The following is a 25741-nucleotide window of genomic DNA, read 5'->3' as shown; positions in this document are numbered from 1 at the left end:
GGCCCGGCCCCGCTCCCGGCCCGGCCCCGCTCCCGGCCCGGCCCCGCTCCCGGCCTGGCCCCGCTCCCGGCCTGGCCCCGCTCCGGGCCCGCTCCCGGCCCCGCTCCGGCCCCGCTGCGGCCCCGCTTCAGCGGAGCTGGGCGATCCGGCGGCGGCGGACCGGCAGCATCGCGATCAGGCCTACGCCCGGCAGCAGCAGCGCGGCGCCGATCATCAGCATGGTGGCCCACTCCAGGCCTGGGCCGGTGGTCGGCAGCGCGGCCGAGTTCGTGGTGGTCGTCGCGCCCGCTGCGGCGGCGGTGGTCTTCGAGCTGGTGGCGGTTGCCGTCTTCGTCGACGTCGTGGACGTCTTGGTGGGGCTCGTGGTGGTCGTCCCGCCGCCGCTGCCGAAGGTGATCGTCACCGACGCCTTGTTCGCGTTGACGATCTCCGGGGTGTTGGTCGAGGGCAGGATCTGCGCCGCGATCACGCACCCGACGCCGGCGCAGTTGTGGCCGCTGAACACCTTGGCCATCTTCAGCGTCAGCGTGGGGGTCTTGCCGCTCGCGTCCGCGTTGGTGAACTGCGAGCCGCCGGACAGGTTGCAGTCGGTCGGGCCGGTCGGGTTCTTGATGCACTGGCCGATCGCGATCTGCTGCAGGCTCGCGGTGAAGCCCGTGCCGTACACGGTGATCTGCTCGCCGTCGGCGAGGCCTTTGGTCTTCGAGACGTGCAGGGTGGGCGCCGCGAGCGCCGGCGAGCCGTCGACCAGGACCACGGTCGCGGCCAGCGCGATGCCGACCGCCAGCGAGGCCACCAGCCGCCGGGTTGTGTTAAGGGCCATCGGTTCTCCTCCAGTCAGCCGGCCGGCACGCCGGACCGGGCCACGGCAGCCTCATCGGTGCCGAGATACGAAAGAACGACTGCCGGGTGCGCGCGGACCTCGTCCGGCGTCCCCACGGCGATGACCCGCCCGGCGTCCATCGCGATCAGCCGGTCGGCCACGCGCGACAGCAGCGGCAGGTCGTGCTCGATGACCAGCACGGTCGTGCCCAGCTCGGCCCGCACCCGCAGCAGCAGGTCCCCGAGCGCCGCGCCGTCGGCCTGGCTGAGCCCCGACGAGGGTTCGTCCAGCAGGAGCAGCCGGGGTTCGAGCGTGAGCAGGCAGCAGAGCTCGGCGATCCGTCGGGTGCCGGTCGACAGCTCCCCCACCGGCTTCCCGGCGTGCTCCAGGAGTCCCATCGCGCGCAGGGCCTCCTCGGCGCGGGCCGCCTTGCTCTCCTCGGCACTCGGATCCCCGAGGACATCCACCGCGAGCCGCGACGGCGCCCCCTTCTCGGCCGCCACCATGACCGCTTCCCGCACCGTCATCGCCGGGAAGAGCCGAGCGTCCTGGAACGACCGCACCAACCCATGCCGCGCCCGCCGCTCCGGAGCCCACCGCGTGACCACCTGGCCGCGATAGTGCACCGCCCCGCCCTGCGCTTTGGTGAACCCGGCCAGAATCTCGAAGAGCGTCGTCTTCCCCGCGCCGTTGGGCCCGATGATCCCGACGATCTCCCCTTCACCCACCGCAAAGGTGGCCTCGTCAACGGCCCGAACTCCCCCGAACGCCCGCCGAACCCCCGCCACGTAGAGCAGCGGCGCACCGGCCCGGTCGTGCACCAACGGCGCCGCCGGCAACCGCCCGCTCCCCCACCCTCCAGGCGCCCCCACCCCACCGCCCGCGCTGCCGCTCTCACTCCCGCTGCCGCTGCCGCTGCCGCTGCCGCCGCTGCCGCTGCCGCTGCCGCTGCCGCTGCCGCTGAGCGTTGATGAGTCGCCGTTCGCTCCGCGCGCCAACTCACCAAGGTCGCCCACCGCCTCGGCGAGCCCGTCCGATGTTGATGATTTGCCGTTCGCAGCGCGCGCCAACGCATCAACGCCGGCCTCCGGCGCCGGCAAGGCGGCCACGCCCGGCGGCCCGGCGGCCACGCCCGCCGTTGATGAACTGGCGTTCGCAGCGCGCGCCAACTCATCAACGCCGGCCTCCGGCGCCGGCAAGGCGGCCACGCCCGGCCGCCCGGCGGCCACGCCCACCGTTGATGAACTGGCGTTCGCAGCGCGCGCCAACTCATCAACATCGCTCACCCGCGCGGCGGGCGCGCCCAGCCTTGATGAAGTGGCGCTCGTGGCGCGCGCCAACTCATCAAGATCGGCTGCCGCGGTGGGGGCGCCCGGCGTTGATGAGATGCCGCTCGCTGCGGGCGCCAACTCATCATTGATGACTTGCGGCGAGGGGGTGGGTGGTGGCGCCGCGTGACTGGCGGGGACGCGCGGGCCACCACCCTCCGACCCGCGCCGGCGGAGGGGCACTCGCCGGCGAAGGTTGGCCAGCAGGCCGCCCAGGCCGTCGGGCAGCAGCAGGACGACCAGGAGCCATCCGAGGGTCAGGGCGGCCTGGCCGGGGATCCCCAGCGGGACCAATGCGGGCAGGCCGATGATGACGGCGGAGCCGAGCAGAGCGCCGCTGTTGCGGGCCATGCCGCCGACGACCGCGAGGGCGACCGCGTCGATACTGGCGGACGCGGGGAAGTTGTTGACGCTCAGCTGGGACTGGGCGAAACCGATGACGACGCCGCCGAGTCCCGCCAGCGCGCCACACACGGCGTAGGCCTGCAGCTTGCGCATCGGGGCGGCCACGGTCAGCGCACGACCCGCTTCCTCGTTGTCGCGCAACGCCAGCAGGAGCCGCCCGAAGCCACCGGCGCGCAGGCGGCTGGTCACCCACCAACCGATCGCGAGGAGCATCAGGGCGAAGAGGTAGTAGTCCGTGGCGGTCGAGACCACGTAGCCGTCCCAGGTGGGATAGGGCGTCGAGAGTCCGTCGCCCAGCAGCCAGGGCTGGCGCAGGAGCCAGCCCGAGGTGGCCAGCGCGAAGGCGAGGGTGGTCACGCCCAGGGCGACGCCGCGCAGGCGTAGCGCGGGCAGCCCGATGATGGCGGCCGACACCGCTCCGGCGGCGCAACCGGCGAGGACGGCGAGGAACATGTTGCCGGTCGACGTCGCCACGCGGACGGAGACGGCGGCGGCGATGCCGGCGAACGCGAACTGGCCCAGCGAAAGCTCCCCGGCGACACCCGTCACCAGGATCACCGACAAGCCGACCAGGGCGAAGCCGCAGACTTCGGTGAGGACCGACGCGGTCGCGTTGCTGACGACGTACGCGAGCATGACGCCGACCGCGACCAGAAGCCCGAGCCCGACGCGCCCCCAGGGGTCTTGGACGTCAGGCGCCCGCCGCCAAGGCGATGCGTCGACCTCGCGGCGACCGGCCGGACGCTGGCGCAGCAGCGCGATGAGGATCGCCACGCCCAGCACGACGTCGACGAAACCGGCGGTCTGGCCGGAGAGCAGGATCTGTTCGAGCACGCCGACGCCGAGGGACGCGAAGAACGCGATCGGCAGCGACGCCATCCGGGCGATGACGGCGCCGGCGAGGCCGCGCAGCAGGAGTTCGGGGCCGAGCGAGTCGATGGACTGCACGCCCTGGGTGGGGGTGAGCAGGATGGCGGAGAACGCGGCGACCGCACCGGCGATGCCCCAGGCCAGGCCGGCCATGCGCGGGGCGGCCACACCGTTGACCGTGGCGGCGTCGGGATGGTCGGCGGCGGCGCGGATGCCGATGCCGAAGCGGGTGCGGCGCAGGAAGAACGCGAGCGCGGCCAGCAGCACCGGCGTCAGCAGGAGCATGCCGGTGAGCGAGGGGCCGACGGCCGTCGTTCCGATGTGGAAGGACGGCAGGCCGGGCGGCTTGGGAAAGGTGGCCCCGCTGAAGCTGGAACGATCCACCAGCAGGGCGAGCACGAGGATGAACTGGGCCAGGCCGAGGGTGGCGATCATGCCGATGACCCGGGGCCGGCGGTGGAGGCGGCGGACGACGATGATCTCGATCAGCGCGCCGAGGCCACCGGCGACGGCGATGGCGAGGGGAAACGCCACCCAGTAGGTGAGGCCGCCGGCGAAGCGGGCCAGCACCGCGGCGCCGAAGACGCCGATGGCGCCGTGCGCGAAGTTGACGAAGCGGCTGGAGCGGTAGACCAGCACGATGCCGATCGCCAGGAGGCCGTAGGTGAGGCCGGTGAACAGGCCGATGGCGATGCGGTCGGGGCCGAAGTCGAAGCTCATGAGGCGTGACCGCCCAGCACGAGGCGGCGGGCCAGGTCGGGGGATTCGCGCAGTTCCGCGGGCGTGTGGGTGGCGATGATGGCGCCGTGCTCCATGAAGAGCAGGCGGTCGGCGACCGCCATGGCCACGTTGAACGACTGCTCGATGAGCAGGGTCGCCACGCCGACCGCGGCGAGCCGGCGCACCAGCTCAAGGAGGCCGCCGACGACGACCGGGGCGAGGCCGAGCGAGAACTCGTCGATGACGAGCGCGGCGGGGCGCTGGATGAGGGTCTTGGCGAGGACGAGCATCTGCCGTTCGCCGCCGGAGAGGGTCGAGGCCGGCTGGTCGGCGCGGGCGGCCAGGCGGGGGAAGACGGCGAGAGCCCCGTCGACGGCGGACTCGTCGCGGCCGTCGATGTAGCCGTGCATGCGCAGGTTGTCGCGCACCGACAAGGTGCCGAACGCCTGCTGCCCGATGACGGTCGACAGCCCTCGCCGCACCCGCCTCGGCCCGGGAATATCGGTTATGTCCGATTCATTGAGGAATATTTGACCGGCCGAAGGGCGACTCAACCCGGCGATCATCCGGACCAGCGTCGACTTGCCAACCCCGTTGGGGCCGCAGAGAGCCACGGTTTCGCCCCGGGCCACCGCCAGCGAGACGCCGAACAACACCTGGATCGTTCCATAGCCACCGGAGAGCCCGGAAACCTCAAGCACCGACATCGGTCACCCCACCGGCATAGGTGAAGCAGGGGCACCCGTCGTCGTACTTGAGCACCCGGTAACCGCTCCCCGCCGCGTACAGGGAAGGGCCGAGCTCTCCCCCGAACCCGGTGGCCGTCTGGAATGACGTGCCCAGCGCCTGCGCGCCCCGCCCCCACGACGCCGCGGTCAGCTCGCCGACATCGCGGGCCCCTGCCTGCAGCAGCAGCGCGGCGTCGCAGTAGGCGAACGCCACCCGCGCGTTCTCCCGCTGCTTGAAGCTGATCCCGGCGGCCGCGTAGATGCCCTGGCAGTTCCGCTCGGCGTCGGTCGACGGGAACGGCAGGGCGGTGTCCGGCACGTCGAGCGCCGGCGCGAACCCGATGCCCACCATGCCCTTGAGCGCGCCCGGCGGGATCGTCCCCGGGTTGGCCACCATGAACGACGGGTTGTCGAAGGTGGAGACGCCGTAGCGAGCGGTGAAGTTCTGCGCCGCCGCGGTGGTCATGAAGAACGGCGCGATCCTGGCCCCGCCGAGGAAGAACACGCGGTCGATGCTCTTGCCGCGGAAGTTGACGGCCGCCTGGTTGAGCCCGGTGTTGAGGGTGCCGAGGTCGGTCGTGTCGATCCAGCCGACCGTGCCGGCGACGCCGAGCTTCTTCAGCGCCGGCGTGACGACCTTCTCGTAGACGGCCCGGTTCGCGGGGCTGTCGGCGGCGACGATGCCGGCCACGGAACGCCCGCCGAAGAACTTCTCCCGGCCGAGCACGTCGAGGAACGAGGTGGCGAAGGCGGTGTACTCCGGGTAGGAGCCGGTCCACAGGTACGGCGCGAGCGAGGTGAACGTGCCCTGGTCGTTGGCGATCAGGGTCGCGTCGAGCATGAGCGTCCGGCGCTGCGCGTAGCAGGGCCGTGCGTTGGACTGCAGCTGCCCGGTGAGCACCACCGCGAACGCCTTGTCGTCCTGGGTGATCTTGCTGCACAGCGTGGTCTCGGCGGCCGGGGAGTCGGCGCTGGCCTCGTAGTTCTCGTAGACCGCGTCGAGCTTGCGCCCGGCGATCCCGCCGTGCGCGTTGACGTACGTCGCCAGCGCCTCGACCTGCTTGCGCGGGTCCCCCACGTCCGGGTCCTTGAAGCCGGTCAGCGAGGCCGTCTTCGACAGGTCCGTCCCGATGAAGACAACCTTGACGGAGTCGGCCGTCACCCCGGGCGACATTTCCGATTTGTCGGTGCTAGACCCGGGCATCAGCGCACCGCAACTCGTGTACGCGAGAACGCACGCGCCCAGAACGAGGCCCGCACGCCCCGCCAGCGACCAATTCACCGCGGTTCCTCCCCCAAGATCCGGTCCTCCAAAGGCGGGTATCGCCGCGCCAGAACCTGCCCCAGCGCGTCCAGATCGAGCACCGAGTCCCCTCCCCGGGGCCCGCCGCTCCCGATGAGGACTCGCAACCCCTCGGTGCTGAGCATCCCGCCGGCGTGCCGGCGCAACCGCCCGGCCATCGGGGCGTCGTCGAAGACGAGGTAAGCGCCCAACCCGCCGAGCCGCACCACAGCCGGCAGCACCGCGTCGGCCGCGCTCAACTCCGCGTACTCATGCCGCCGGCGTATCCGGATCAGCACCCCCGCCGCGATGAGCAGCACCCCCAGGGCATTCAAGGCAAACAATCCCCACGGGTACGCCTGATAGCTGACACGCACACCGGCCAGCCCTCCGATGTCGACAGTCACGACGTACTTGCCGAACGCGAACACCGGAATGTCCACCGGCACCGTGAAGGTCCGGCTCTGCCCGGGCCCGAGCGAGCCGACCGGCGCCTGGTAGTAGATGTCGTCGTTGCCGTTGCCGGCCATCCGCGCGCTGAGCGTCGCGCTCGTCAGCGTCGCAGTCGACGGATTGCGCACCGTGTAGGTGAGCTCGAGGTGATCGGGCCAGCCGAACCACGAGAGCAACGAGCCGCCGGAGAGCCGCGCGTCCTGCATCACCAGCTCCCGCGGGGCCGCCGTCGCCTTCGGCAGGCTTCCCGTGGCGTGACCGATCAGAGTCAAGGGCAGGTTGACGTACGAGTCGTCCGCGCCCTGAACAAGTCCGATGTGGACGACGCAGGGGCAGGGTTTGGGCGGATCGCCCACCTGCAGGTCGATCAGGAACGTTCCATCGGGGCGCACCGGGGTCGCAAGGGCCGCCCGGTTGTCGCACGCGACCGAGCCGGTGAGCCCGCCCTCGCCGCACGTGACGATTTGGACGAGTTGCCCGCCGGGCCAGCTCGAGCCGGTCACCCGGATCGTGTCGCCGCTCTTGGCCTTGTCGGTGGAGAGCTTGGCGGTCAGGCTGCCCGCCCGGGCCGGTGGCGCGCCGGCGACCAGCACGACCAGCACGGTCACCGCCGCGATCGCGGTTCGCCTCATTCGGTCACCCGGGCACGCAGGCGTTTGCTGCGCCGTCGACCGCTGAGCATCCACAGGACTGCCGCCGCGGCGGCCACCGGGATCGCGAGCGCGGTCCACGAGATGACGAACGCGCGGTCGGTTCGCTTGGCGTAGACGCCGCCGTCCGCGCGGACCACGACCGACGCGGTCACGATGTCGAGGGGCCACGCGCCGGTCGTCCGCATCGTGAAGGTGCCGTCGGCGCCCGGGACGAAGTCCCCGGACGGCGTCGATCCCGTTGCCTTCACGGCGTGCCCGAACAGCCCGGTGGTTTTCACGGTGGCCGTCGGGACCAGGTGCACGTTCCCTACGTTGGCGATCTGATACTTGAGCTTGCCGCCCGCGGCCGCCGGCAGCAGCGGGGTGTCGAGGTCGAGCTCGACCGACCGGACCGCGAGGCCCGGCACGACGACGCCGGCCACCCGCAGGTAGATCCGGGCGGCCACGGCCCGCTGGATGCGCACGGTCGCGCCCTCGGTCCCGGTGCTCGCGCCCGGCTCGGTCTCCATGGCGACGACGCCGCCCACGTGGTCGCCGGGCGTGGCGTTCTTCGGCACGGTGATGGTGAACGGGATGTCGGCCTGCTCGCCGGCGGGCACGGTCACCCTGGCCGCGGCGCTCCTGGTCCAGGCGCCGATGTCCTTCTGCGGCTCGTCGCTGGTGCGCAGCGCGAAGCCGCCGTCCCGGGCGGTGTTGTAGGCGTCGGCGCCGTAGATCAGGAACGACTTGGCCTTGGTGCCCAGGTTGGCGACGCGCACCGACTCCTTGACGGTCTGGCCGGCGCTCGCGTCGAGGAAGAAGTAGACCCGCGGGGTGGGCCCGGCCTTGACCGCCGGGGTGGGCGTGACCGCCCATTCGCCGTTGCCGGCCGCCCGCGCCGGGGCCGTCGGCACGGCCAGGACCGCGACGGCGGAGAGGGCAGCGATCGCGCGTAACCGCATGGCCCGAGTCCCTTCTTCCTTGGGGGTGGGGACGACCCGCGGGCCGTCCCCACCGATGGCTCAGCTCAAGGTGACGGTGAGCGTTGCCGAGTACGCGCCCGCGAGCTGGTTCGCGGGCACCGTGAGGGACAGATCCGCGGCCGCGTCGAACGACCCGCCCGTCCCGGTGGCCGACGCCGGCCCCGAGCAGAGCGTCGCGCCGTCCACGGCCACGCCGGCCGTGCCCGCCGCCGCGGTGACCGCGTTGGTCGCCCCGGCGTGCGCGGTGCAGGACGGCGTCCAGGTCAGGTTCGCCTTCGGGATGGAACCGGCCGGGACACCGCTGAAGTCGGTGACCGCGCCGGTGAGGCTCCAGCCGAAGGTGCTGCCCCGGTTGTCGGTCACGTTGATCGCGGGCAGGGCGCCGCTGGCCGTCTGCGGCGAGGCGCTGGGCGTGACGCCGGTGAACGCGATCGAGCTGCCGCCGGCGCCGCGCGCCATGGCGAGCGAGCCGGCCGTGACCGTTTCGGACAGGGTGTAGGTGAGCGAGCAGTTCCCGGTCGCGGCGTTGCCCGCCTTGGCCACGCAGGTGTCCGCCGACGCGGTCCAGGCGGCGGTGGCGAACAGGGCGCCGGCCTGGGCGCCGAGGTAGGCGGTGGCCGGGTCGTTGACCGTGAACGCGGCGTTGAGGCCGCCCGTCCCCGACGCGGTGGCGGTGACCGCCGGGTCGGAGCTGGCCGGGGGCGGGGGCGCGCCGGTGAGCGCCTTGTACCCGCCGACCGTGACGGTGCTGCCGGGGTTCCAGTTGGTGCCGGTCACGGTGATGGCAGTGCCGACACCGCCGCCCGCCGGGGTGATCGATATCGTCGGCGCGCCGAGGATGGTGATGGGTACGGTCACCGTGTTCGTGCCGTCGGTGATGGCCACCGTCCGGCCGCCCGCGGTGGCCCCGGCCGGCACGGCGAGGGTGCCGGTGCCCGCCCCGGTCGCGTCGGTCGCGCCGGATCCGGAGCCCTGGGCCGTACCGCCACCGGTCGAGTCCTTCAGCGAGGCGGAGAGCCCCGCGTTGGCCGCGAACCCGGTGACCGAGAAGTTGATGGTGTTGCCGACTCGGGCGTACCCGGCGACCGTCTGGCCCGTGACCGAGGTGATCGACGCGGAACCGGCGAAGACCGTGACGTTCTGCGCGATCGTGGTGTCCTGCGCCGCGGCCTTGTGGTCCCGGTCCCCCGCGTTCGAGCAGTACGTCGAGGCGGTGGAGTTGGCGAATTTGACCTGGGCGACGGTGAGCGTGCTCGTGCCCGCCCCGCCCGCCACGTACGTCCCGGTCGCCGTGATCTTGCCGAGCGCGACGTACGGGTCGACCGCGGTGGCCGGGTAGTTCGCCTGGTTGAGGGTCACCGTTCCGGTCTGGCTACCGGCGATCTTGACGGTGACGACGACCGGCACGGACCCCGCGGTGAGCGGGGCCGGGCCGTTGATGGCGCCGGCGTCGGCCACGAGGGTCACGGTCACGGTCTGCCCCGGCGTCGGCGTGGCCGGCGTCTGGGTCAGCGTGAACGTGTCGTCCCACGTGGTCGGCGAGGTGCCGGTGCCGGCGTCGCTGAAGTAGATCCGGCAGCCAAGCGAGTTGGCGGTCGGTCCGTACGCGGCGGCCGGCTGTGCCCCGACGGCGACGAGCGCCGCGGCGAGGCTGGTGCCGAGCGCCACCGCAAGAGCCTTGCGAGCGGTTTGTTTCATCGTTGTGGCCGCGTCCCCTCTCTGAGATGGGTGTGCGCGCGGTAGCCTCCGGCCGTTTCCCATAGAGAAACGGTGTTTTCCATCAGCGTGGTCTTAATAAAGTCCGGCCCACCTGTCGTGTCAAGCCTCCGGACGGCCGTATCTCGCCCTGCGATACACCGTTTCCCTAAACGCGGCCTTGCTCGTCAGGCTGGAAACAGGTCCGACACAGGTCCGCCATGTCCCAGCCGGAGGGCGGCCGTTTCCAAGAGCGAAACGGCTTCGGCCGGGAGCGCCCGCGCGGCGTTGGCGGCGAACTTGGCGGCCACTTCGCCCTCGCCCAGCGGGTTCTCGGGGCCGCCCCGCGAGCCGGCGACGCGATGCTCGAGGGTGCGGCCGTCCCGGGTGCGCACGCGCAGCACGGCCGCGAAGGCGCGCGGAAACGCCTTGGTGGCCTCGGCATCGGCGTGCACGCGCACCTTGGCGGCGAGTGCGAGGCGGGCCGGGCCGAGCTCGGCGAAGTCGTCCAGCCCCACACCAAGCCCGCCGCCTCCGGTCAGGGCGATGGCGATCGTGTACGGCCCGCTGAACTTCGCGTGATACCCCGAGCGGGGATGAGTTTTCTCCTCGGGCGGCTCGGCGATCGTCCGCAGCACCGGCTCCGCCACGCCCAGCTCGATCGACTCCACATCGGAGGGCCGGAGACCGTCTCTGCGCAGCGCCAGGGCGCAGTCGATCCCGGGATGCGTGAAATGGTTGGCCGGGTATGGCTTGTAGACGGTCCGCAGCAGCTCCCAGCGCTCCCCCAGGCCGCCGGTGATGGCGCCGGCGTCGAAAGCCCCGGTATGCGCCGTGAAGAAGCCGAAGCGGCCCTCCAGGACGGTCGGCGGCCCGGTCAGCCCCTCGGCCGCCAGGGTCGCGGCCACGATGCCGGAGTGGGCCGCCCAGCCGCAGTGCGCCCGCTTGATGGTGCCGCCGGTGCGGTTGGCCTCGAGAACGCCGGCGCCCATGGACGCGGCGATGCCGATGGCGTCGGCGATCTGGCGGGAGGAAAGCCCGTACAGTCGCGAGACCGCCACCGCCGCGCCGATCGTGCCGCAGATAGAGGTCGCGTGCTGCCCGCGTTCGAAGAACAGGTTGGCGCCGGTCGACGGGTCGCAGCCGGCCATGCCCAGGCGGTTGGTGACCTCGATGCCGGCCGCGATCGCGGCGATCAGGTCCCCGGGCGCGCCGACCTCGGCCACCGCCAGGGCAGCCGGGACCACCGAGGCGCTCGGGTGCAGCACCGATGGCAGGTGGGTGTCGTCGTAATCGAGCGAGTGCGCCAGCACGCCGTTGACCAGGGCCGCGGAGGGCGCCGGCAGCCGGGCGCCGTAGCCGATGACCGTCGATTCGGGAACGCCGCGCCATCGCTGCATCGCCGCGAGGGCGGCCGCGGCGGCGCCGGCATCGGGTTCCGCGTACGCCGCGAGCGCGTTGCCCAGCACGTCGAGGACCCGCCGCGGCACGTCCTCGCACACCGTGCGCGGAGGTGCGACGCCGGCCGCGAACTCGCCCAGGATCGCCGCGAGCGTCACCGCGCCGCCTCCGTCAGCCGGCCCGCCCACCCGATGCGCCCGCTCACGGCACCACCGCCAGCGGGCGCACGGGCGAGCCGGTCGCGCCGACCAGCTTCAGAGGGGCGAGGATCAGCTGGAAATCCTTCACCCCCGCGTCGGCCAGGCCGGCGAGCAGCATGGTCTCGACTATGTTGATCCCGGCCTCCACCAGCAGGATCCGGTGCACCGGGAGAGTCGCGTGTCCGGCGCCGGGCGCGATCCGCTCGTACGCGATGGTCTCGCCGCCGGTGACCGCCACGCCCCGCGCGACCAACCAGTTCGCCGCCTCTTCCCCGACCCCCGGCACGCCGCCCTCCGCACCAACAAACCCGGATTTATCCTCGAAAAGCCGGGACCAGCCCGTGCCGACGAGCACGGCGTCCCCCGGCCGGATCTCCATGTCGCCGGCCGCCGCGGACAGATCGGACGCCGTCACCTCGTAGCCCGGCGGCAGCACCGGAACGCCGTGCAAGGCGGCCACATCGAGGAACACTCCCCGGCCCACGAACGGCGGGAACTCGTCGATGCCGAGCCGGGCGAACCCGGCGTCGGACTGCACTTCCGCGGCGCGCAGACCGCCGTGCAGCAGGCCGTCCTGCGACACGTGCGCGAGCGCGTCGATGTGCGTCCCCACGTGCGTACCCGTCACGACGATGTCGTTGGCGGCCGAGCCACCGCCCGGCCGCACCTGATCCCCGTGCCGGCGCACCAGCGCGTGCGTGTACGCCGGATGGTTCGGCGACTGCGGCATCCCCCGCCGCATCGGCTGGGCAAGATCGAAAACTTTCACCTAGATGACCCCTTCGGCCCGCAGTGCGGCCCGCGCGTCCTCGTCGTACCCGAGTCCGGCGAGCACCTCGTCGGTGTCGGCGCCTCGCGGCCGGCCGGTCCAGCTGATCCGGCCGGGCGTCCGCGACAGGCGGTACAGCGGGCCCGGCATGCGCACCGGCCCGAGCACGGGATCGTCGGCCGTGGTCACCGAGTCCCGCGCCTGGAACTGCGGGTCGGCGAACACGTCGGCGATGTCGTAGACGGGCGCGACCGCGGCCTGCGCGTCGTCGAAGGCCTTGACCACGGTCGCCAGATCGCGCTCGGCGACCCACCCGCCGACCGCCGCGTCCAGCTCGCCGGCGTGCGCGGCCCGCCCCACGCCGGTCGCGAACCACGGCTCGCCGATGAGCTCGGGCCGGCCCACCAGCCGCATCACGCGCTCGGCGATGGCCTGGGCGCTGGTCGAGATGGCGACCCACTTGCCGTCCGCCGTGCGATACGTGTTGCGCGGCGCGTTGTTGACCGACCGGTTGCCGGTCCGCTGCTGGATGACGCCCAATTGGTCGTACACCATCGCCTGCATGCCCAGAACCGTGAGCATCGGCTCGACGATGGCCAGGTCGATCACCTGACCGCCGCCGCCGTGCACGTCGCGGTGGTAGAGCGCCGTCATGATGGCTTGCGCGCAGGTGAGCGCCGCGATCCCGTCGGCCAGCCCGAACGGCGGCAGCGTCGGCGGCCCGTCCGGCGCGCCGGTGATGGCCGCGAACCCGCTCATCGCCTCGGCCAGCGTCCCGAAACCCGGCCGGCCGGAGTAGGGCCCGAATTGTCCGTATGTCGTCACCCGGGCGATCACCAGGCCGGGATTGTCGGCATGGAGGACCGAAGGAGCGAGCCCCCAGCGCTCGAGCGTGCCCGGCCGGAAGTTCTCGATCAGCACGTCCGCGTCCGCGATGAGGCGCCGGGCGACCGCCGCCCCCTTGCCCAGATCGAGGTTCACCGTCTTCTTGTTGCGGCCCAGCATCGTCCACCACAGCGGCACGCCGTCCTTGGCCGGCCCGTGCCCCCGCGCCGGATCGCCCCGACTCGGATGCTCGACCTTGATGACCTCGGCGCCGTAGTCCCCGAGCACGGTGGCCGCGAGCGGACCTGCGAAAAGGGTGGAGGCGTCGACGACCCGGACGCCGTCCAGCGGTGAGGCGGGCATGGCCCACCCTAACCGCCCTGTTCCGCAAAAGGAAACCTCGTTACAGTGTGCGAAACGAGCCTGGAGGTTCGGCATGAGCCGATACGACTTGGTGGTGCGCGGCGGCACGCTGGTGCTGCCCCATGTGGGGACGGTCCGCGCCGACCTGGCGACGAAGGACGGCAAGGTGGCCACTCTCTCGTCGGACATTCCGGCTTCGGAGGGCGAGTCCGTCCTCGACGCGACCGGCAAGCTCGTCTTCCCCGGCGCCGTCGACGCCCACTTCCACCTCGGCATCTACCGCCCGCTCGAGGTCGACGCCGCCGAGGAGACCCGCAGCTCCCTGGTCGGCGGCGCCACCACGGTCCTGTCGTACTTCCGCACCGGCCAGCACTACCTCAACAAGACCGGGCCGTACCGCGAGATCCTCCCCGAGGTCCTCCAGGCCGTCGACGGCCACGCGTGGACCGATTACGGCTTCCACCTCGCCCCCATGGACACCGCCCAGGTCCGCGAGATCCCCGACCTCGTCGACGGGCACGGCGTCTCCAGCTTCAAGTACTACATGTTCTACAAGGGCTTCAATCTCGCGGCCGACTCGCGAGACGCCAAGGCGTTCACGATGAGCGACGAATACGACCTGGGCCACCTCTACCAGCTCATGGAGGCCGTTTCGGCGGCAAATGCCGCCGGGGACCGACGTGTCTCCCTCTCGCTGCATTGCGAACAGGCCGAGCTCATGCGGCTTTTCATCGACCGCGTACGGGCGGCAGGCGACCCCCAGACCCTGAAGGCCTACTCGGATGCGCGTCCCCCGCTGACCGAGCGCGTCGCGATCGGCGAGGCCACCACCCTCGCCCGCGCCACCGGCTGCCCGGTCAACCTCCTGCACCTCTCCTCGGGCGAGGCCCTGGCCGCCGCCCAGGAGGCGAGGGCGGCAATGCCCGGCACCGACATGCGCTTCGAGGTGACCCTGCACCACCTCTGCCTGACCCACGAGGAGCTCGACGCCCAGGGCGGCCTGGGCGGCAAGGTGAACCCACCGATCCGCTCGGCCGCCGACAACGAGGCCCTGTGGGCGGGCGTCCTCGACGGCTCGGTCAACTGGGTGGCCTCCGACCACGCGTGCTGCCTGGAGGAAAACAAGGGCGACGCCCTGTGGCCCGCCCTCCCGGGTTTCGGCGGCACGGCGCTGCTCTACCCCATCCTCATCAGCGAGGGCATGCACAAGCGCGGCCTGTCCCCCACCCGCGTCGCCGAGCTGGCTTCCGCGAACCCGGCCCGCGCATACGGCCTGGACGGCCGCAAGGGCAACCTCCTCGTCGGCTACGACGCCGACCTGACCGTCGTCGACCCTTCGCTCGAGCAGACGGTCTCCGCCTCGCTTTTGCTGTCAGGTCAGGACCACTGCCCGTTCGAGGGCCACAAGGTCCGCGGCTGGCCCGTCGCTACCGTCCTGCGCGGTCATCTCGCCTATCAGGCCGGCACCGTGCTCGGTCCGCCGCGTGGCTCCTTCATCGCCCGCTGAGCCCCCGCCTGTTTCTTGCGCTTGGACGGTTGGGGGTCCGGGGTGACCAATCACGGCGGGTGGAGCGTTTCTATGCCGTGATTGGTCACCCCGGACCCCCAACCTTGCATGGCTTTCAGCTGCGGCTTGGCGATGGGTCGCTCGCTGCTGGGTGCACGGTCAGGCTGGGCGGTCACCTTGCGGTGGGTGGTCTGGCTGCCGCGCTGTGGTTCCGGTGAGGGAGCACGTCGAGCAGGCCAAGCTAGGCGCGGGGCTAAGCGGACGAACCGCGCCGGTCGCGCCCGCCACGCCACGAAAACGCAACGCCGCGCCGGGTTACCGCGGCCGTGAGAGCTTCCGGCGGGTCGCCTTGGGCTGCGGCCAAGTGCTGAGCGTGGCGGCGCGGTTCGTCCGCTTAGCCCCGCGCCCAGGTTGGCCCGGGTGAGCGACTACCTCACGGCGACCACATCGCGGCAGCCAGACCGCTCGGGTGAGGTGAACGCGCGGCTGGGTCCTGTAACCAGCGGCCCGCGACCCAGCGCCTGGCGCAGGCGGATCGCCATGCAAGGTTGGGGGCCGGGGTGACCAATCACGGCATAGAAGCGCTCCACCCGCCGTGATTGGTCACCCCGGCCCCCAACCGTCCCAGCGTGAGTTCGCCGACGGCCGGGTCAGTCGGCGATGGCCTGGTAGACGGTGGTCCAGATGTCGTTCCACAGGGGGAGGCGCTGATCGCCGGCGTGGGCTCGCTGCATGATGATGACGGAGGTCAGGTCTTCGGCCGGGTCGTTGTACCAGGCGGTTCCGTACAGGCCGGGGCAACCGTAGGTGCCTACCGACGGGCCGATGTGGGTGCGGCGGGTGCGGACGTTCATGCCGAAGGCCCAGCTCACATCCGAGAAGTAGCCGGGCCAGAAACCCGAGACCGCCTTCTGGGCCGGCGTCAGGTGGTCGCTGGTCATCAGGGTCACGGACGGGCGGGAGAGGATCGCGCCGCCGCCTGAGTGCAACGCGGTGGCGAAGGCGTAGAAGTCGTCGGCGGTGGAGACGAGGCCGCCGCCACCGCCCTCGAACGCCGGTGGACTGCTCCACATGCCGTCGGGGGCGTCGTCGACGGTGGGGGCGTCGCCCGCTACGTAGGCCGTTGCGAAGCGGCTGAGGTTCTCCGGGAGCACGCTGAAGGCGGTGTCCTTCATGCCCAGCGGGTCGAAGACGCGCTCGCGCAGGGCCTCGCCGAACGGCTTGCCGGTGGCCCGCTGGATGAGCGCGCCCGTCACGTCGGCGCCGGTCTCGTACATCCAGCGTTCGCCGGGCTGGTGGACCAGCGGGAGCGCGCCGAGCCGGCTCACCCACTCGTCCAGCGGTGGCTCGCCGAGGGTGTTCCGGGCGGCGGCGATCGGGGACTCGTCCAGGACCATGCCGGTGCCGAGGGTGAAGGCCAGTAGGTCTCGCAACGTGATCGGGCGCGCGGCCGGGACGGTGTCGTCCAGCGGGCCGGCGGGGTCGGCGAGCACTCTCATGCCGGCCAGCTCGGGGAGGAACTCGTCGACCGGGTCGTCCAGGCGCAGGGTGCAGTCCTCGACGAGCGTCATGGCGCAGGCTGCGACGATCGGTTTCGTCATCGACGCCATGCGGACGATGGTGTCGCCTGCCATCGGCGTACGGGATCCCGGCCCTTGAAATGCTAGAGAGCCAGTGGCTTCGACGTGCACCTCGCCGTGGCGGGCGAGGACGGCCACCAGGCCGGGGGCCAGGCCGGACTCGACAAGACGCTCGAGCAGCGCGCGCACCCGGGGCAGCCGTTTCGGTGAAAAGCTGGACACGTTCGCAAGCTACACGGGTCAGGCCGGCGGCGAAGCCCCGCCGGCCCGACCGGGACTCACATGCCGTCGCCGGACCATTCGCCGCGCGAGCGCGAGCGCACCGGCAGCGTCGAGATGACGGGCGCGTGCGTGTGCTCGTCGTAGTTCTCGGGGTGGCCGCCCCACTTGACCCACTCGTCGGTGGTGTACCAGTTGGTGAGCTCGCCGTCGGAGCGGATGATCCAGTCGATCTCGGTCTCGGCGATGAAGTGTCCGTGCTTCACGCCGGCCGGGCGGAAGCAGTAGGTCTTCTCGTCGATGTCGCCGAAGTTGTAGGCCATCCGGCCGCTGAGCGTGTAGAACTCCTCGTAGCACGGGTGGTGCGCGAGCCGGTGGTCGGACCAGCCCTTCGGCGCCCGGATCAGCCGGGTGTAGAAGCCGGTTTTCGGGTCGCGGTGCAGCAGCTTGATGTAAAGCGGCGTCAATGGCCCGACGGTCGGCGCCGCCACCCACTCCATGGCGTTCGAGTCGATCACGGCCGCCTCGCCGGCGATGCCATTCGCCGCCGCCTCCGCGAAACTAGTCGCCGGGTCGAAGCCGCAATCGCCGTACTCGCGCCAGTGCAGCACATGCGAGCCCTCGCGGATTTTCAACCATTCCATGGGTACGCCTTTGGGCACCTGAACGTAGCCGCCCGGTCCGAGCTCCTTGCCGCCGTACTCCAGCGAACCCGAGACCACGTAGAACTCGGTGTCCGCGCGCGGGATGCCGGGCGCGCGCCCCCAGTCGGCGGTGGCGTGCAGGGAGAGCGAGGACGAGCCGTCCTCCTCGTCGGTGGAGAGTCGCCGCTCCAGGATTTTGCCCTCGCCGTACGGCAGCTCGCCGGCGTGGAAGATGTAGTCGTCCTCGTGGATGAGTTCCACGTGTGCCCTCACGGCGTACTCCTCAGCTCGCGTTTCAACACCTTGCCGGCGGCGTTGCGGGGCAGCGCCGCGACGACCTTGAACTCCTTCGGCACCTTGTATCCGGCCAGCCGTGCCCGCAGGTGCCCGTCCAGCGCGGCCGTCTCCAGGGGCGAACGGCAGACCACGTACGCGACGACCCGCTCGCCCCAGCGCTCGTCCGGTTCGCCGACCACGGCGGCCTCGACGATCCCGGCGTGGGTGAGCAGGACCTCCTCGACGTCGCGGGGATACACGTTCACCCCGCCCGTGATGATCACGTCCTTGACCCGGTCGACGATCGAGATGAAGCCCTCCTCGTCGGCGACCACGATGTCGCCCGAGGTCAGGAAGCCGTCGCCGGTGGTGCACGCGGCGGTCGCGGCCGGGTTCTCGTGGTAGCCGTTCATCAGGTACGGCGAGCGGCTGTACAGCTCCCCCGGCATGCCGGGCGGGACCGGCTGCCCGTCGGGGCCGACGATGCGCACCTGGGTGGCGAACCACGGGTGGCCGACGCTGCCGGCCTTGCGCCGTGCGTCCGGCGGCCGCAGGTTCGTGACCACGCCGGCCTCGGTCGAGCCGTACAGCTCGTGGACCCCGGCGCCGGGGAACGCCTCGAACACCCACTCCTTGAGCACCTTGGGCAGGGCGGCGGCGTTGAAGTACAGCGTGTCGAGCGAGGGCAAGACCGGGATCTTATGCACCGCGCCGCGGATGAGCTGGGCGTGCGTGGGGACGAGGAAGACCGACTGGGCCTGCTCGCGCTGGATCATGTCGAGCAGCGCGTGCGGGTCGAACGCGCGCAACATGCTGACGGTGGCGCCGCAGTAGACGGCCGCGTAGGCGAACGCGAACCCGGCGCCGTGGTACATCGGCGCGACCGCGATCGTGCGGCGGCCCGGGCCGAGGCCCCATTCGAGCGCGGTGGCATAGAAGGTGAGACAGCGCGAGCGGTGCGAGATGAGCACGCCCTTGGGGTCGCCCGTCGTCCCGGCCGTGTAGGCGATGCAGAACGGGTCGCGCTCGTCGACGGCGATCCAGGGGTCCTTCGGCTCGGCGGCGGCGATCCATTTCTCGTACGCGTCGCCGATGGTCTTGGTCTTCTCGGGACCCTCGCCGTGCGGCCCGTCGGTGATGAGCACCCGCGCGCCGGAGTGGCCGAGGATGAAGTCGATCTCGGGGGCGGCCAGGCGGGGGTTGATCGGGACGAGCACGAGGCCGGCCTTCGCGATGCCGGCCGCGATCTCGGGGTATTCGAGGCGGTTGCCGCTCAGCAGCGCGACCCGGTCGCCGGGTCGCAGGCCCTCGGCGAGTAACGCGTTGGCGAGCCGGGATGAGCGGTCGTCCAATGCCCCGAAGGTCAGCATCCGGTCGGCGTCGCGCACCGCGATCGCGGCCGGGGTCGCCCGGCCGAACTCCCGTATCCCGCCCGCGATCGTCAGATCAGCGCCGCCGGTCCGCATCATACGAGAATGGAAACACCGTTTCCCTTCCGCACGCAAGAGCCTGCTTACCGCGAAAGATCACCCGGGAAATCTCCGGCCCGGCCCAGCTGGGCGGGGACCTGGTCGAGGCCGAGTTCCTGGCCGATCCATGTGCCCGTGTCGGCCGCCTCCGCGAGGGAAACGCCCGTTGCCAGACCGGAGCGGTTGAGCAGGTAGGCGAGGTCCTCGGTGGCGATGTTGCCGGTCGCGGCGGGGGCGAACGGGCAGCCGCCGATCCCGCCCAGGCTGGCGTCGAGCGCGACGAAGCCGTTGGCGGCGGCGGTGATGGCGTTGGCGTAGCCGGTGTTGCGGGTGTTGTGGAAATGGGCGCGCAGCGGCGCGTTACTGACCTCCCGGACGGCCGCTGTCAGCTCGGTCACCTGCGCCGGGACGCCGACGCCGATCGTGTCGGCGACACAGAGCTCGTCGAGCTCTCCGGCGTTGGCGACGATCTCCCGCACGCGATCGGCCTTGACCTCGCCCGTGAACGGACAGCCGAAGGACGCCGCGACAGTGAGGGTCACTTGCATGCCGTTTTCGCGGGCGCGCGCGGCGACCGGCCGGAACGCGTCGAGCGACGCCATCGTCGTCATGCCCTGGTTGCGCCGCGAGAACTCGTCGGTCGCCACCACCACGTAGTTGATCTCGTGCGGCCGAGCTGCGGGGTCGAGCGCGAGGATGCGGTCGAGGCCGCGGCCGTTGAGCACCAGCGCGATGTATTTTATTTTCTCGTCGCGCGGCAGGCCCTTGAGCACGTCTTCCGCGTCGGCCATCTGCGGGACCCGGTCGGGGCGGGCGAAGGCCACCACCTCCAGCCGCCGCAGGCCGGCCGCGACGGCCCGGCGCACGTACTCGAGCTTCGTCCCGGTGGGCAGGACACGCTTCTCATTCTGCAGACCGTCGCGCGGACCGACCTCGACGATTTCCATGTTCACACGCTCCTGTTTCCACTCCCGAAACCACGTTTCCCGCAGCTAGGGTAGCCATGTGACCATCGTTCTGCGGCCGGGCCGCGAACGGCAACCTTTGATCGCGGATGCCGCCGGGGTGATACTGGGCCGGTCTCCGACCGGCGGGAGTGATCTGCCTTGACCGAGCTCGACCGTGACTACGCCGCCGCCGGTTTCGCCCGGCGTCTCGGGTGGGGCACCAGCCCGGCGGTGCTGCTGGTCGACCCGGCGCTGGCGTACACATCGCCCGACTCGCCGCTGTTCCTGCGCTCCGGCGCGGCCGCCGCGGCCGCCATGGATTCGCTCTCCGCGACCGCCCGCGCCGCCTCGATCCCGGTGGTCTGGACCCGCGTGCACTACGCCGACGAGTCGTGCGGCGAGGCGCCGCTGTTCGCCGCGAAGGTGCCCGCGCTGAAGGTCTTCGCCGACGGCAACCCACTCGGCGGTTTCGCCCCGCCGCTCTCCCCCACCGCCGGCGAGCTGGTCGTGACCAAGCACTACGCGAGCGCCTTCGCCGGCACCTCGCTGGCCGCCTGGCTTGCCTCGCACAGCGTCGACACCCTGGTCATCGGCGGCTACTCGACGAGCGGATGCGTGCGCGCCTCGGCCCTCGACGCGCTGCAGCACGGCTTCCGCCCGATCGTCGTGCGCGAGGCCTGCGCCGACCGCGACGGCGGCCCGCACGAGAACAACCTTTTCGACCTGAACGCGAAGTACGCCGACGTCATCTCGCTGGAGGAGGCGCTGCCCGCCCTTCAACGGTGAGGGGCGGGCAGGCTCCATTCAGCTTCCGCTGAGCGTCTGGGTCACGCCGGTCGTCAGCAGCCCCTGGTAGTACGCGCCGCCCGGGTAGTACGTCGCGGTCGTGGTGCCGTCGGCCGCGTCGACCGCCCACGCCACCGCGAGGGTCTGCAGCGCCGTGATGTTCTTCGCCTGCGGCGTGCCGTCCAGCAGCGTGCACAGCGAGTCGGTGCTGGCGCCCTCGGCGTCGCAGTGGCAGCCCGTCACCAGCCGGACCCCGAGGAACGGCCGGTCGAGCGCGTCGGTCAGCGCGACCGTCCCGCTGGCGTTGCTGTTACCGAGATACGGCGGCGACGAGATCGCCAGGATCGGCAGCGAAGTGGTCTTGAGCCCCGCCAGCGCCGCCGGCTCGTTGTTGCCGAAGACCGACTTCACCGGGTCGAGCAACTGCACGAACTTCAACTTCGCAAAAGCCGGCGGGTACGTGGTACGCAGCCGGTTCGCGATGTAGGTGGCCGACTCACCACCGGCGGAGTGCCCCGCGATGACGTACTTCGACGGCAGCGCCTGCCCCGACCGCCCCGCCGCGGCCGCCGCCTTGGCGTAGCTCTTGGCCAGGTTGCCGGTGGAGCTGGTGGCCGTGCCCAGCCAGGCCGCCACGTTGTTGAGGAACGGGGTGTTGTTGCCGAGGTTGTTGACCGTGCACCCGTAGATGTCGGCCGAGGGCAGCGTCGGCGCGAAGACCAGGAAGCCGGCCGCCGCGTAGTGCTCGGCCAGGTCCTGCATGTTGCCGTTGGAGCGGGAAAAGCCGTGCTGCAGGTAGACGAGCGCTTTCGGGCTGCTGGTCGCCGGGAAGTACCAGTCGGCGGCCGGGTGGTAGGTGAGGAACGCGCAGGGGACGTCGACCGTGGTGCTGACCTCGGTCCAGGTAGCGGCGTCGGCGGCCGTGGGGATGGCGGCGCTTGCTGCGAGCATCGAGACGGACAGGGCAAGGGTGGCGAGGATTCGGCGCACAGGACCCTCCACTTAGGTCATCTGTAACACTCTCCGAAACGGTGTTTCCTTTCTCCTCGCTTATTGGCACCCTGTCAAGAAGCCGAACCACCGTCACCGTACGTGTCTGGATGTTGACTTACAGCGATATCCTCGTGGCAAAATCCATTTCTGCGCGAGAGGCCACTGTCATGGAATGGGTCGGCGCGAACAAGGACATCCTCAGTCTGCTGATCGCTCTGCTGGCGATCCTGGTGTCGCTCGCGACTGTTTTGATCAGCCTGCGGAATGCGCGGACGAACAGCTTCATCGCTATTCAGAATGTGATGCTCAGCGCCGAGATGCAGCGCGGCCGGCTGTTGGTCTACCGGGCGATCGTGATGGGGGACGTCCCGCCGCGCGACTCCGACGAGGAATATCTGATGGTCCGGTCCCTCGCGGTCTTCGACCAGCTGGGCATGTTCGCGCGGCACGGGATCGTGCCGCGAAAGTGGGTCCTCCGGTTCTGGCACCCTCGCCTTCAACTGATGAGACACGGCTTCGGAATGGAGGCCGATCCCGCGCGCCCGTACATTCTTCAGGAACGGCCCGACCTCCAAGATCTGATCGAGCGCGCGGAACGCTATCCGTGCGACCGGGCCTGCTGCGTGAATGGCCGGAAAGAGCACCGGCTGCAACGCCCGGAAAGGGCGAGCCGGCCCTAACGTGCGTGCACCGACTCCTTCCGGGAAGCGGGCCGGGACTCCCCGGCCCGCAACCCCGACGGCTTGGCAGGCCACCAGAAGCGATCGCCGAGCTTCAGCGCCAGGGCGGGCACGACCACCGTCCGTACGAGCAAGGTGTCGATCAGCACGCCCACACCGACCACGATGCCGATCTGGGTCAGCACGACCACCGGGAGGACGCCGAGGACGGCGAAGACGGCCGCCAGCAGGATGCCGGCCGAGGTGATGACGCCGCCCGTCGCGGCCAGGGCGCGCAGGATGCCCTCGTCGCGGGCCCTGGTGATCAGGAAGATGTTGTAGTCGACGCCCAGGGCCACCAGGAACAGGAAGCTCAGCAGCGGCACGTTGGCGTCGAGCGGGCCGTTGATCAGCAGCGTGGCCGCGCCGAGGCTGGCGGCGTAGCTCGCGACGACCGTCACGAGCAGCAGCACCGGCGCGACGATCGACCGGAGCAGCGCCACCAGAACGATCAGCACGACGGCGAGGACCAGGGGAATCACGACCCGGTCGTCCCGCCGGCTCGCCTCGCGCTTGTCGAGCTCGGCGGCGGGCGCGCCACCGACCAGCACGTCCGGGTTCTTCCGCATCTCCTGCACGGTGCGGTCGCTCGCCGGTGTGCCGGCGGCGCTGGTGAGCTGGACGCTGAACTGCGCGAGGGTGCCGTCGGTCGAACGCTCGGGCGGCAGCACGGCGGCGACGCCCTCGGTCTTGCGCAGCGCGGCGGCCACCTCGTCGGCCTTGGCGGCGTCGGTGACGACCGTGGCGGGCTGGGCGGCGCCGGCCGGGAAGTGCCGGGCCAGGGCCTCCTGCGCGTCGATCGACGGGACCCGGGTGCGGAACTGCTCGGACTGGTCGAGGCCGACGTCGAGCCGGAACAGGCCGGCGGCGAAGAGCGCGAGGACGGCCAGGCCCATCGACAGCACCAGCCCGGGGCGCCGGCCGACGCCGCGTGCCACCCGGGACCAGAATCCGGTCTCGGTCGGGTCGGCGCTGCCGACGTGCGGCACCCGGGGCCAGAACACGCCGCGGGGCAGCGCCACGACCGCGGCCGGCAGCACGAACAGCCCGAAGAGCAGGGCCACGAGCACGCCTACGGCGGCCGCTACGCCGAGCGTACGGTTGGAAGTGATTTGAGCCGCAAGCAGCGTGATCAGCGCAAGCACGACGGTGCCCGCACTTGCCGTGATCGCCGGCGCGGCCGCGCGCCAGGCCCGGCGCATCGCCTCGGCGCGCGAGCTGCTACGCCGCAGCTCCTCCCGATATCGCGAGATCAGGAGCAGCGCGTAGTCGGTGCCCGCGCCGAAGACCAGCACCGAGACGATCCCCGCCACCGACGCGTCGGTGCGCTCCCCCACCAGCCGGGCGATCCAGGGCAGCAGTTTCGCCACCACCTGGTCGGCGAGGCCGATCACCACGAGCGGGACAATCCACAAAATCGGGCTTCTGTACGTGATCAGCAGCAGAACCGCGACGATAGCGGCCGTGGCGAGCAGCAGAGTGAAGTCGGCGCCGTCGAAGGCTTTCGAGATGTCCCGGCTGACCGCCGCACCGCCGGTGACCTGCGCATCCGGCACGGCGGCCCGGATCCGGTCGACGGCCGCGTGTTGCGCGTCGTCGTCCAGCCCGTCGTCGAGCTGCACGACGACCAGCGCCGCCTGGCCGTCCTCGGAGGTCACCGGCTTGGCCACCTCCTTGACGCCGTCCAGGTCGCGGAGCTTGCCGGCGTCGGCGGTGGCGGTCTGCCCGGCCTGGGCGCCCTCGACGATCACGACCACGCTCTCGGCCCGCCCGCTCGCGAAGCGGTCGCTCAGCTCGGTGACCCGGGTGGACTGCGCGCCCGCGGGCAGGCCGTCGGTGGCCTCCTTCTCGGGCTGGGCCGGGGAGAACGCGAAGGCCAGCCCGGCGAACAGGAGGGTAGCCAGGAGGACTACGACAACCCTGATCCGGGTAATCACCATCATTGTGTCCCAACGTTTCGATGGTTGAATTATTCGACCATGGAAACGATAGAATGACGGCCGTGCCGACGCAACCCGAACGCGAGACCGTCATGGGTGACCTGATCGACGCCCTGCGCCGTTTCACCGTGGAGAGTGACGTCTTCGTCGACGTGTTCGCCCGGGCGCACGGCCTCGGCCGCAGCGATCTGAACGCGATCATGTGGATCAGCGCCGGCACTTCCTCCGGCGACCCGATCACCGTCGGCGAGCTGGCGCATCGCCTGCGGTTGAGCCCGGCGGCGGCGACCGCGCTGGTGGACAGGCTGGAGGGGGTCGGGCACGTCAGCCGTACGCGTGATCCGCAGGACCGCCGCCGCGTCACCGTCACGATGAGCGAGACGGCCCTGTCCGTGGCTACGGCGTTCTTCGTGCCGCTGGGCGATCGGATGCGCGCGGCGGCCGCGGAGTTCTCCGAGGAGGAGCTGGCCCGCACCGCCGAGATCGTCCGCCGGATGACCGGCGCGGTGACGGCGGCGAGCCGCGCGCCCTCCGCCGCCGCCGCCGACTAGCGCCTTTCGTCGGCGGGGCCCGAGTGCATGGGCAGGCCGGCGGCGAGCCACGCCTCGATGCCGCCGATCATGTCGGTGGCCCGGTGCAGGCCCAGCGCACGCAGGCTCGCGGCGGCGAGGCTGGAGCTGTACCCCTGCCGGCAGACCACGATGACGAGCAGGTCGTGGCCGGTGGCCTCGGGGATACGGTCGGGGGACGCCGGGTCGAGGCGCCATTCCAGGACCGTACGGTCGATGACCAGCGCTCCGGGAAGCTCGCCCTGCGCCCGCCGCTGTGGCTCGGTGCGGGTGTCGATCAGCAGCGCGCCGGCGGCCTGGGCAGCCCTTGCCTGCTGCGGCGTCAGTCGTTCCATGCCCACCCGAGCCTGGTCGAGCAGTGCCTGCACACCCCGCGCGTGGTCCACAACCGTCGACAAAACGTCCTCCTGGATCGCGGGCAACCGTCGTACCAGGTTAGGCCCGTCTCCGTGAGTCTGGTCGAAGTCGGTCAGCCAGACGATCACCTCGGCCGGCGGAGATCGGGAGTTCCGTTCGGAGCCCGTGGCCGGGGAGGGCGCCGTATCGTCCTCGATCTGACTTGATTCCGGGCCGCTTCCAGGGCGTTTACGCTCCCCGCACGTCCGGCGTCCCGGG

Annotated in this window: 21 protein-coding genes; 4 read left to right on the top strand and 17 right to left on the bottom strand. The window is 71.4% G+C overall.

What is annotated here, in order from left to right; translation table 11 throughout:
* Positions 1–127: 127 nt before the first annotated feature.
* The 10 genes from ACQPZX_RS19555 to ACQPZX_RS19510 form a co-directional block, all read right to left on the bottom strand.
* Positions 128–823 carry a neocarzinostatin apoprotein domain-containing protein gene (locus ACQPZX_RS19555; protein ID WP_433382738.1) on the bottom strand — a complete coding sequence of 232 codons (696 nt, stop codon included), beginning with the start codon at positions 821–823 and terminating at the stop codon, positions 128–130.
* Positions 824–837: 14 nt separating this feature from the next.
* Positions 838–4146 (bottom strand): ABC transporter permease subunit, encoded by a 3309-nt coding sequence (locus tag ACQPZX_RS19550; RefSeq protein ID WP_433382735.1) that lies wholly within the window; start codon positions 4144–4146, stop codon positions 838–840.
* Positions 4143–4853, bottom strand: coding sequence for an ABC transporter ATP-binding protein (locus ACQPZX_RS19545; protein WP_433382733.1), 711 nt, complete (start codon positions 4851–4853; stop codon positions 4143–4145). The genes ACQPZX_RS19550 and ACQPZX_RS19545 overlap by 4 nt, the downstream gene beginning before the upstream one ends.
* Positions 4840–6078: an ABC transporter substrate-binding protein gene (locus ACQPZX_RS19540; RefSeq protein ID WP_433382730.1), complete on the bottom strand. Its 1239-nt coding sequence runs from the start codon at positions 6076–6078 to the stop codon at positions 4840–4842. The genes ACQPZX_RS19545 and ACQPZX_RS19540 overlap by 14 nt, the downstream gene beginning before the upstream one ends.
* A 74-nt stretch (positions 6079–6152) precedes the next feature.
* Entirely contained in the window at positions 6153–7241 is a 1089-nt protein-coding gene (locus ACQPZX_RS19535; RefSeq protein WP_433382727.1) for a hypothetical protein, read from the bottom strand.
* Positions 7238–8203, bottom strand: a complete 966-nt coding sequence (locus tag ACQPZX_RS19530; RefSeq protein ID WP_433382724.1) for a WxL protein peptidoglycan domain-containing protein — start codon at positions 8201–8203, stop codon at positions 7238–7240. Before ACQPZX_RS19530 ends, ACQPZX_RS19535 begins: the two co-directional genes overlap by 4 nt.
* 60 nt (positions 8204–8263) lie before the next feature.
* Positions 8264–9922, bottom strand: coding sequence for a beta strand repeat-containing protein (locus ACQPZX_RS19525; RefSeq protein WP_433382721.1), 1659 nt, complete (start codon positions 9920–9922; stop codon positions 8264–8266).
* Between the two features lie 185 nt (positions 9923–10107).
* On the bottom strand, positions 10108–11478 hold the full coding sequence (locus tag ACQPZX_RS19520) for an MmgE/PrpD family protein (protein ID WP_433382718.1): 1371 nt from the start codon (positions 11476–11478) through the stop codon (positions 10108–10110).
* A 43-nt stretch (positions 11479–11521) separates the two neighbouring features.
* Positions 11522–12289, bottom strand: coding sequence for a cyclase family protein (locus ACQPZX_RS19515; RefSeq protein ID WP_433382715.1), 768 nt, complete (start codon positions 12287–12289; stop codon positions 11522–11524).
* Positions 12290–13477 (bottom strand): CaiB/BaiF CoA transferase family protein, encoded by a 1188-nt coding sequence (locus ACQPZX_RS19510; protein ID WP_433382712.1) that lies wholly within the window; start codon positions 13475–13477, stop codon positions 12290–12292.
* Between the two features lie 73 nt (positions 13478–13550).
* Between ACQPZX_RS19510 and ACQPZX_RS19505 the strand changes: the two genes are divergently transcribed.
* Positions 13551–14984: a dihydroorotase gene (locus tag ACQPZX_RS19505; protein ID WP_433382709.1), complete on the top strand. Its 1434-nt coding sequence runs from the start codon at positions 13551–13553 to the stop codon at positions 14982–14984.
* Between the two features lie 650 nt (positions 14985–15634).
* On the opposite strand, the gene ACQPZX_RS19500 is transcribed toward ACQPZX_RS19505, so the two are convergent.
* From ACQPZX_RS19500 to ACQPZX_RS19485, 4 genes are read right to left on the bottom strand one after another with little or no spacing between them, the layout of a single operon-like run.
* Complete coding sequence (locus ACQPZX_RS19500; protein ID WP_433382707.1) at positions 15635–16786, bottom strand: serine hydrolase domain-containing protein; 1152 nt, start codon at positions 16784–16786, stop codon at positions 15635–15637.
* Positions 16787–16842: 56 nt separating this feature from the next.
* On the bottom strand, positions 16843–17700 hold the full coding sequence (locus ACQPZX_RS19495; RefSeq protein ID WP_433382704.1) for a DUF4437 domain-containing protein: 858 nt from the start codon (positions 17698–17700) through the stop codon (positions 16843–16845).
* Positions 17697–19172, bottom strand: a complete 1476-nt coding sequence (locus ACQPZX_RS19490) for a class I adenylate-forming enzyme family protein (protein WP_433382701.1) — start codon at positions 19170–19172, stop codon at positions 17697–17699. The genes ACQPZX_RS19495 and ACQPZX_RS19490 overlap by 4 nt, the downstream gene beginning before the upstream one ends.
* Before the next feature lie 44 nt (positions 19173–19216).
* Entirely contained in the window at positions 19217–20119 is a 903-nt protein-coding gene (locus ACQPZX_RS19485) for a hydroxymethylglutaryl-CoA lyase (protein ID WP_433382698.1), read from the bottom strand.
* A gap of 159 nt (positions 20120–20278) precedes the next feature.
* Here ACQPZX_RS19485 and ACQPZX_RS19480 point away from each other — a divergent pair, with 159 nt between their 5' ends.
* Positions 20279–20905 (top strand): isochorismatase family protein, encoded by a 627-nt coding sequence (locus ACQPZX_RS19480; protein WP_433382695.1) that lies wholly within the window; start codon positions 20279–20281, stop codon positions 20903–20905.
* Between the two features lie 18 nt (positions 20906–20923).
* On the opposite strand, the gene ACQPZX_RS19475 is transcribed toward ACQPZX_RS19480, so the two are convergent.
* Complete coding sequence (locus ACQPZX_RS19475; protein WP_433382692.1) at positions 20924–21895, bottom strand: alpha/beta hydrolase; 972 nt, start codon at positions 21893–21895, stop codon at positions 20924–20926.
* Between the two features lie 110 nt (positions 21896–22005).
* On the opposite strand from ACQPZX_RS19475, the gene ACQPZX_RS19470 reads away from it, so the two are divergent.
* On the top strand, positions 22006–22578 hold the full coding sequence (locus ACQPZX_RS19470) for a hypothetical protein (protein WP_433382689.1): 573 nt from the start codon (positions 22006–22008) through the stop codon (positions 22576–22578).
* Here the strand turns inward: ACQPZX_RS19470 and ACQPZX_RS19465 are convergent.
* Positions 22575–24560, bottom strand: coding sequence for an MMPL family transporter (locus tag ACQPZX_RS19465; RefSeq protein WP_433382686.1), 1986 nt, complete (start codon positions 24558–24560; stop codon positions 22575–22577). The genes ACQPZX_RS19470 and ACQPZX_RS19465 overlap by 4 nt on opposite strands.
* A gap of 50 nt (positions 24561–24610) precedes the next feature.
* On the opposite strand from ACQPZX_RS19465, the gene ACQPZX_RS19460 reads away from it, so the two are divergent.
* The gene (locus ACQPZX_RS19460) at positions 24611–25108 is read left to right on the top strand and encodes a MarR family winged helix-turn-helix transcriptional regulator (protein ID WP_433382684.1); all 498 of its coding nucleotides are present in this window, start codon (positions 24611–24613) and stop codon (positions 25106–25108) included.
* Here ACQPZX_RS19460 and ACQPZX_RS19455 read toward each other — a convergent pair.
* Positions 25105–25461 (bottom strand): rhodanese-like domain-containing protein, encoded by a 357-nt coding sequence (locus ACQPZX_RS19455; RefSeq protein ID WP_433385326.1) that lies wholly within the window; start codon positions 25459–25461, stop codon positions 25105–25107. The two genes, ACQPZX_RS19460 and ACQPZX_RS19455, sit on opposite strands and share 4 nt — an antisense overlap.
* Positions 25462–25741 lie beyond the last annotated feature (280 nt).

Source organism: Actinoplanes sp. CA-142083, from assembly GCF_050942195.1.
GTDB lineage: Bacteria > Actinomycetota > Actinomycetes > Mycobacteriales > Micromonosporaceae > Actinoplanes.
Note: the sequence above shows the minus strand (reverse complement) of the source record. Positions and strands in the feature narration are given on the sequence as shown.

Excerpts from the sequence above, each read along its gene's own strand:
- ACQPZX_RS19550 (WP_433382735.1), bottom strand. The coding sequence starts at position 4,146 with ATGAGCTTCGACTTCGGCCCCGACCGCATCGCCATCGGCCTGTTCACC.
- ACQPZX_RS19540 (WP_433382730.1), bottom strand. The coding sequence starts at position 6,078 with ATGCCCGGGTCTAGCACCGACAAATCGGAAATGTCGCCCGGGGTGACG.
- ACQPZX_RS19555 (WP_433382738.1), bottom strand. The coding sequence starts at position 823 with ATGGCCCTTAACACAACCCGGCGGCTGGTGGCCTCGCTGGCGGTCGGC.
- ACQPZX_RS19465 (WP_433382686.1), bottom strand. The coding sequence starts at position 24,560 with ATGATGGTGATTACCCGGATCAGGGTTGTCGTAGTCCTCCTGGCTACC.
- ACQPZX_RS19510 (WP_433382712.1), bottom strand. The coding sequence starts at position 13,477 with ATGCCCGCCTCACCGCTGGACGGCGTCCGGGTCGTCGACGCCTCCACC.
- ACQPZX_RS19485 (WP_433382698.1), bottom strand. The coding sequence starts at position 20,119 with ATGGAAATCGTCGAGGTCGGTCCGCGCGACGGTCTGCAGAATGAGAAG.
- ACQPZX_RS19470 (WP_433382689.1), top strand. The coding sequence starts at position 22,006 with ATGTTGACTTACAGCGATATCCTCGTGGCAAAATCCATTTCTGCGCGA.
- ACQPZX_RS19490 (WP_433382701.1), bottom strand. The coding sequence starts at position 19,172 with ATGATGCGGACCGGCGGCGCTGATCTGACGATCGCGGGCGGGATACGG.
- ACQPZX_RS19460 (WP_433382684.1), top strand. The coding sequence starts at position 24,611 with ATGACGGCCGTGCCGACGCAACCCGAACGCGAGACCGTCATGGGTGAC.
- ACQPZX_RS19505 (WP_433382709.1), top strand. The coding sequence starts at position 13,551 with ATGAGCCGATACGACTTGGTGGTGCGCGGCGGCACGCTGGTGCTGCCC.
- ACQPZX_RS19535 (WP_433382727.1), bottom strand. The coding sequence starts at position 7,241 with ATGAGGCGAACCGCGATCGCGGCGGTGACCGTGCTGGTCGTGCTGGTC.
- ACQPZX_RS19525 (WP_433382721.1), bottom strand. The coding sequence starts at position 9,922 with ATGAAACAAACCGCTCGCAAGGCTCTTGCGGTGGCGCTCGGCACCAGC.
- ACQPZX_RS19545 (WP_433382733.1), bottom strand. The coding sequence starts at position 4,853 with ATGTCGGTGCTTGAGGTTTCCGGGCTCTCCGGTGGCTATGGAACGATC.
- ACQPZX_RS19530 (WP_433382724.1), bottom strand. The coding sequence starts at position 8,203 with ATGCGGTTACGCGCGATCGCTGCCCTCTCCGCCGTCGCGGTCCTGGCC.
- ACQPZX_RS19455 (WP_433385326.1), bottom strand. The coding sequence starts at position 25,461 with ATGGAACGACTGACGCCGCAGCAGGCAAGGGCTGCCCAGGCCGCCGGC.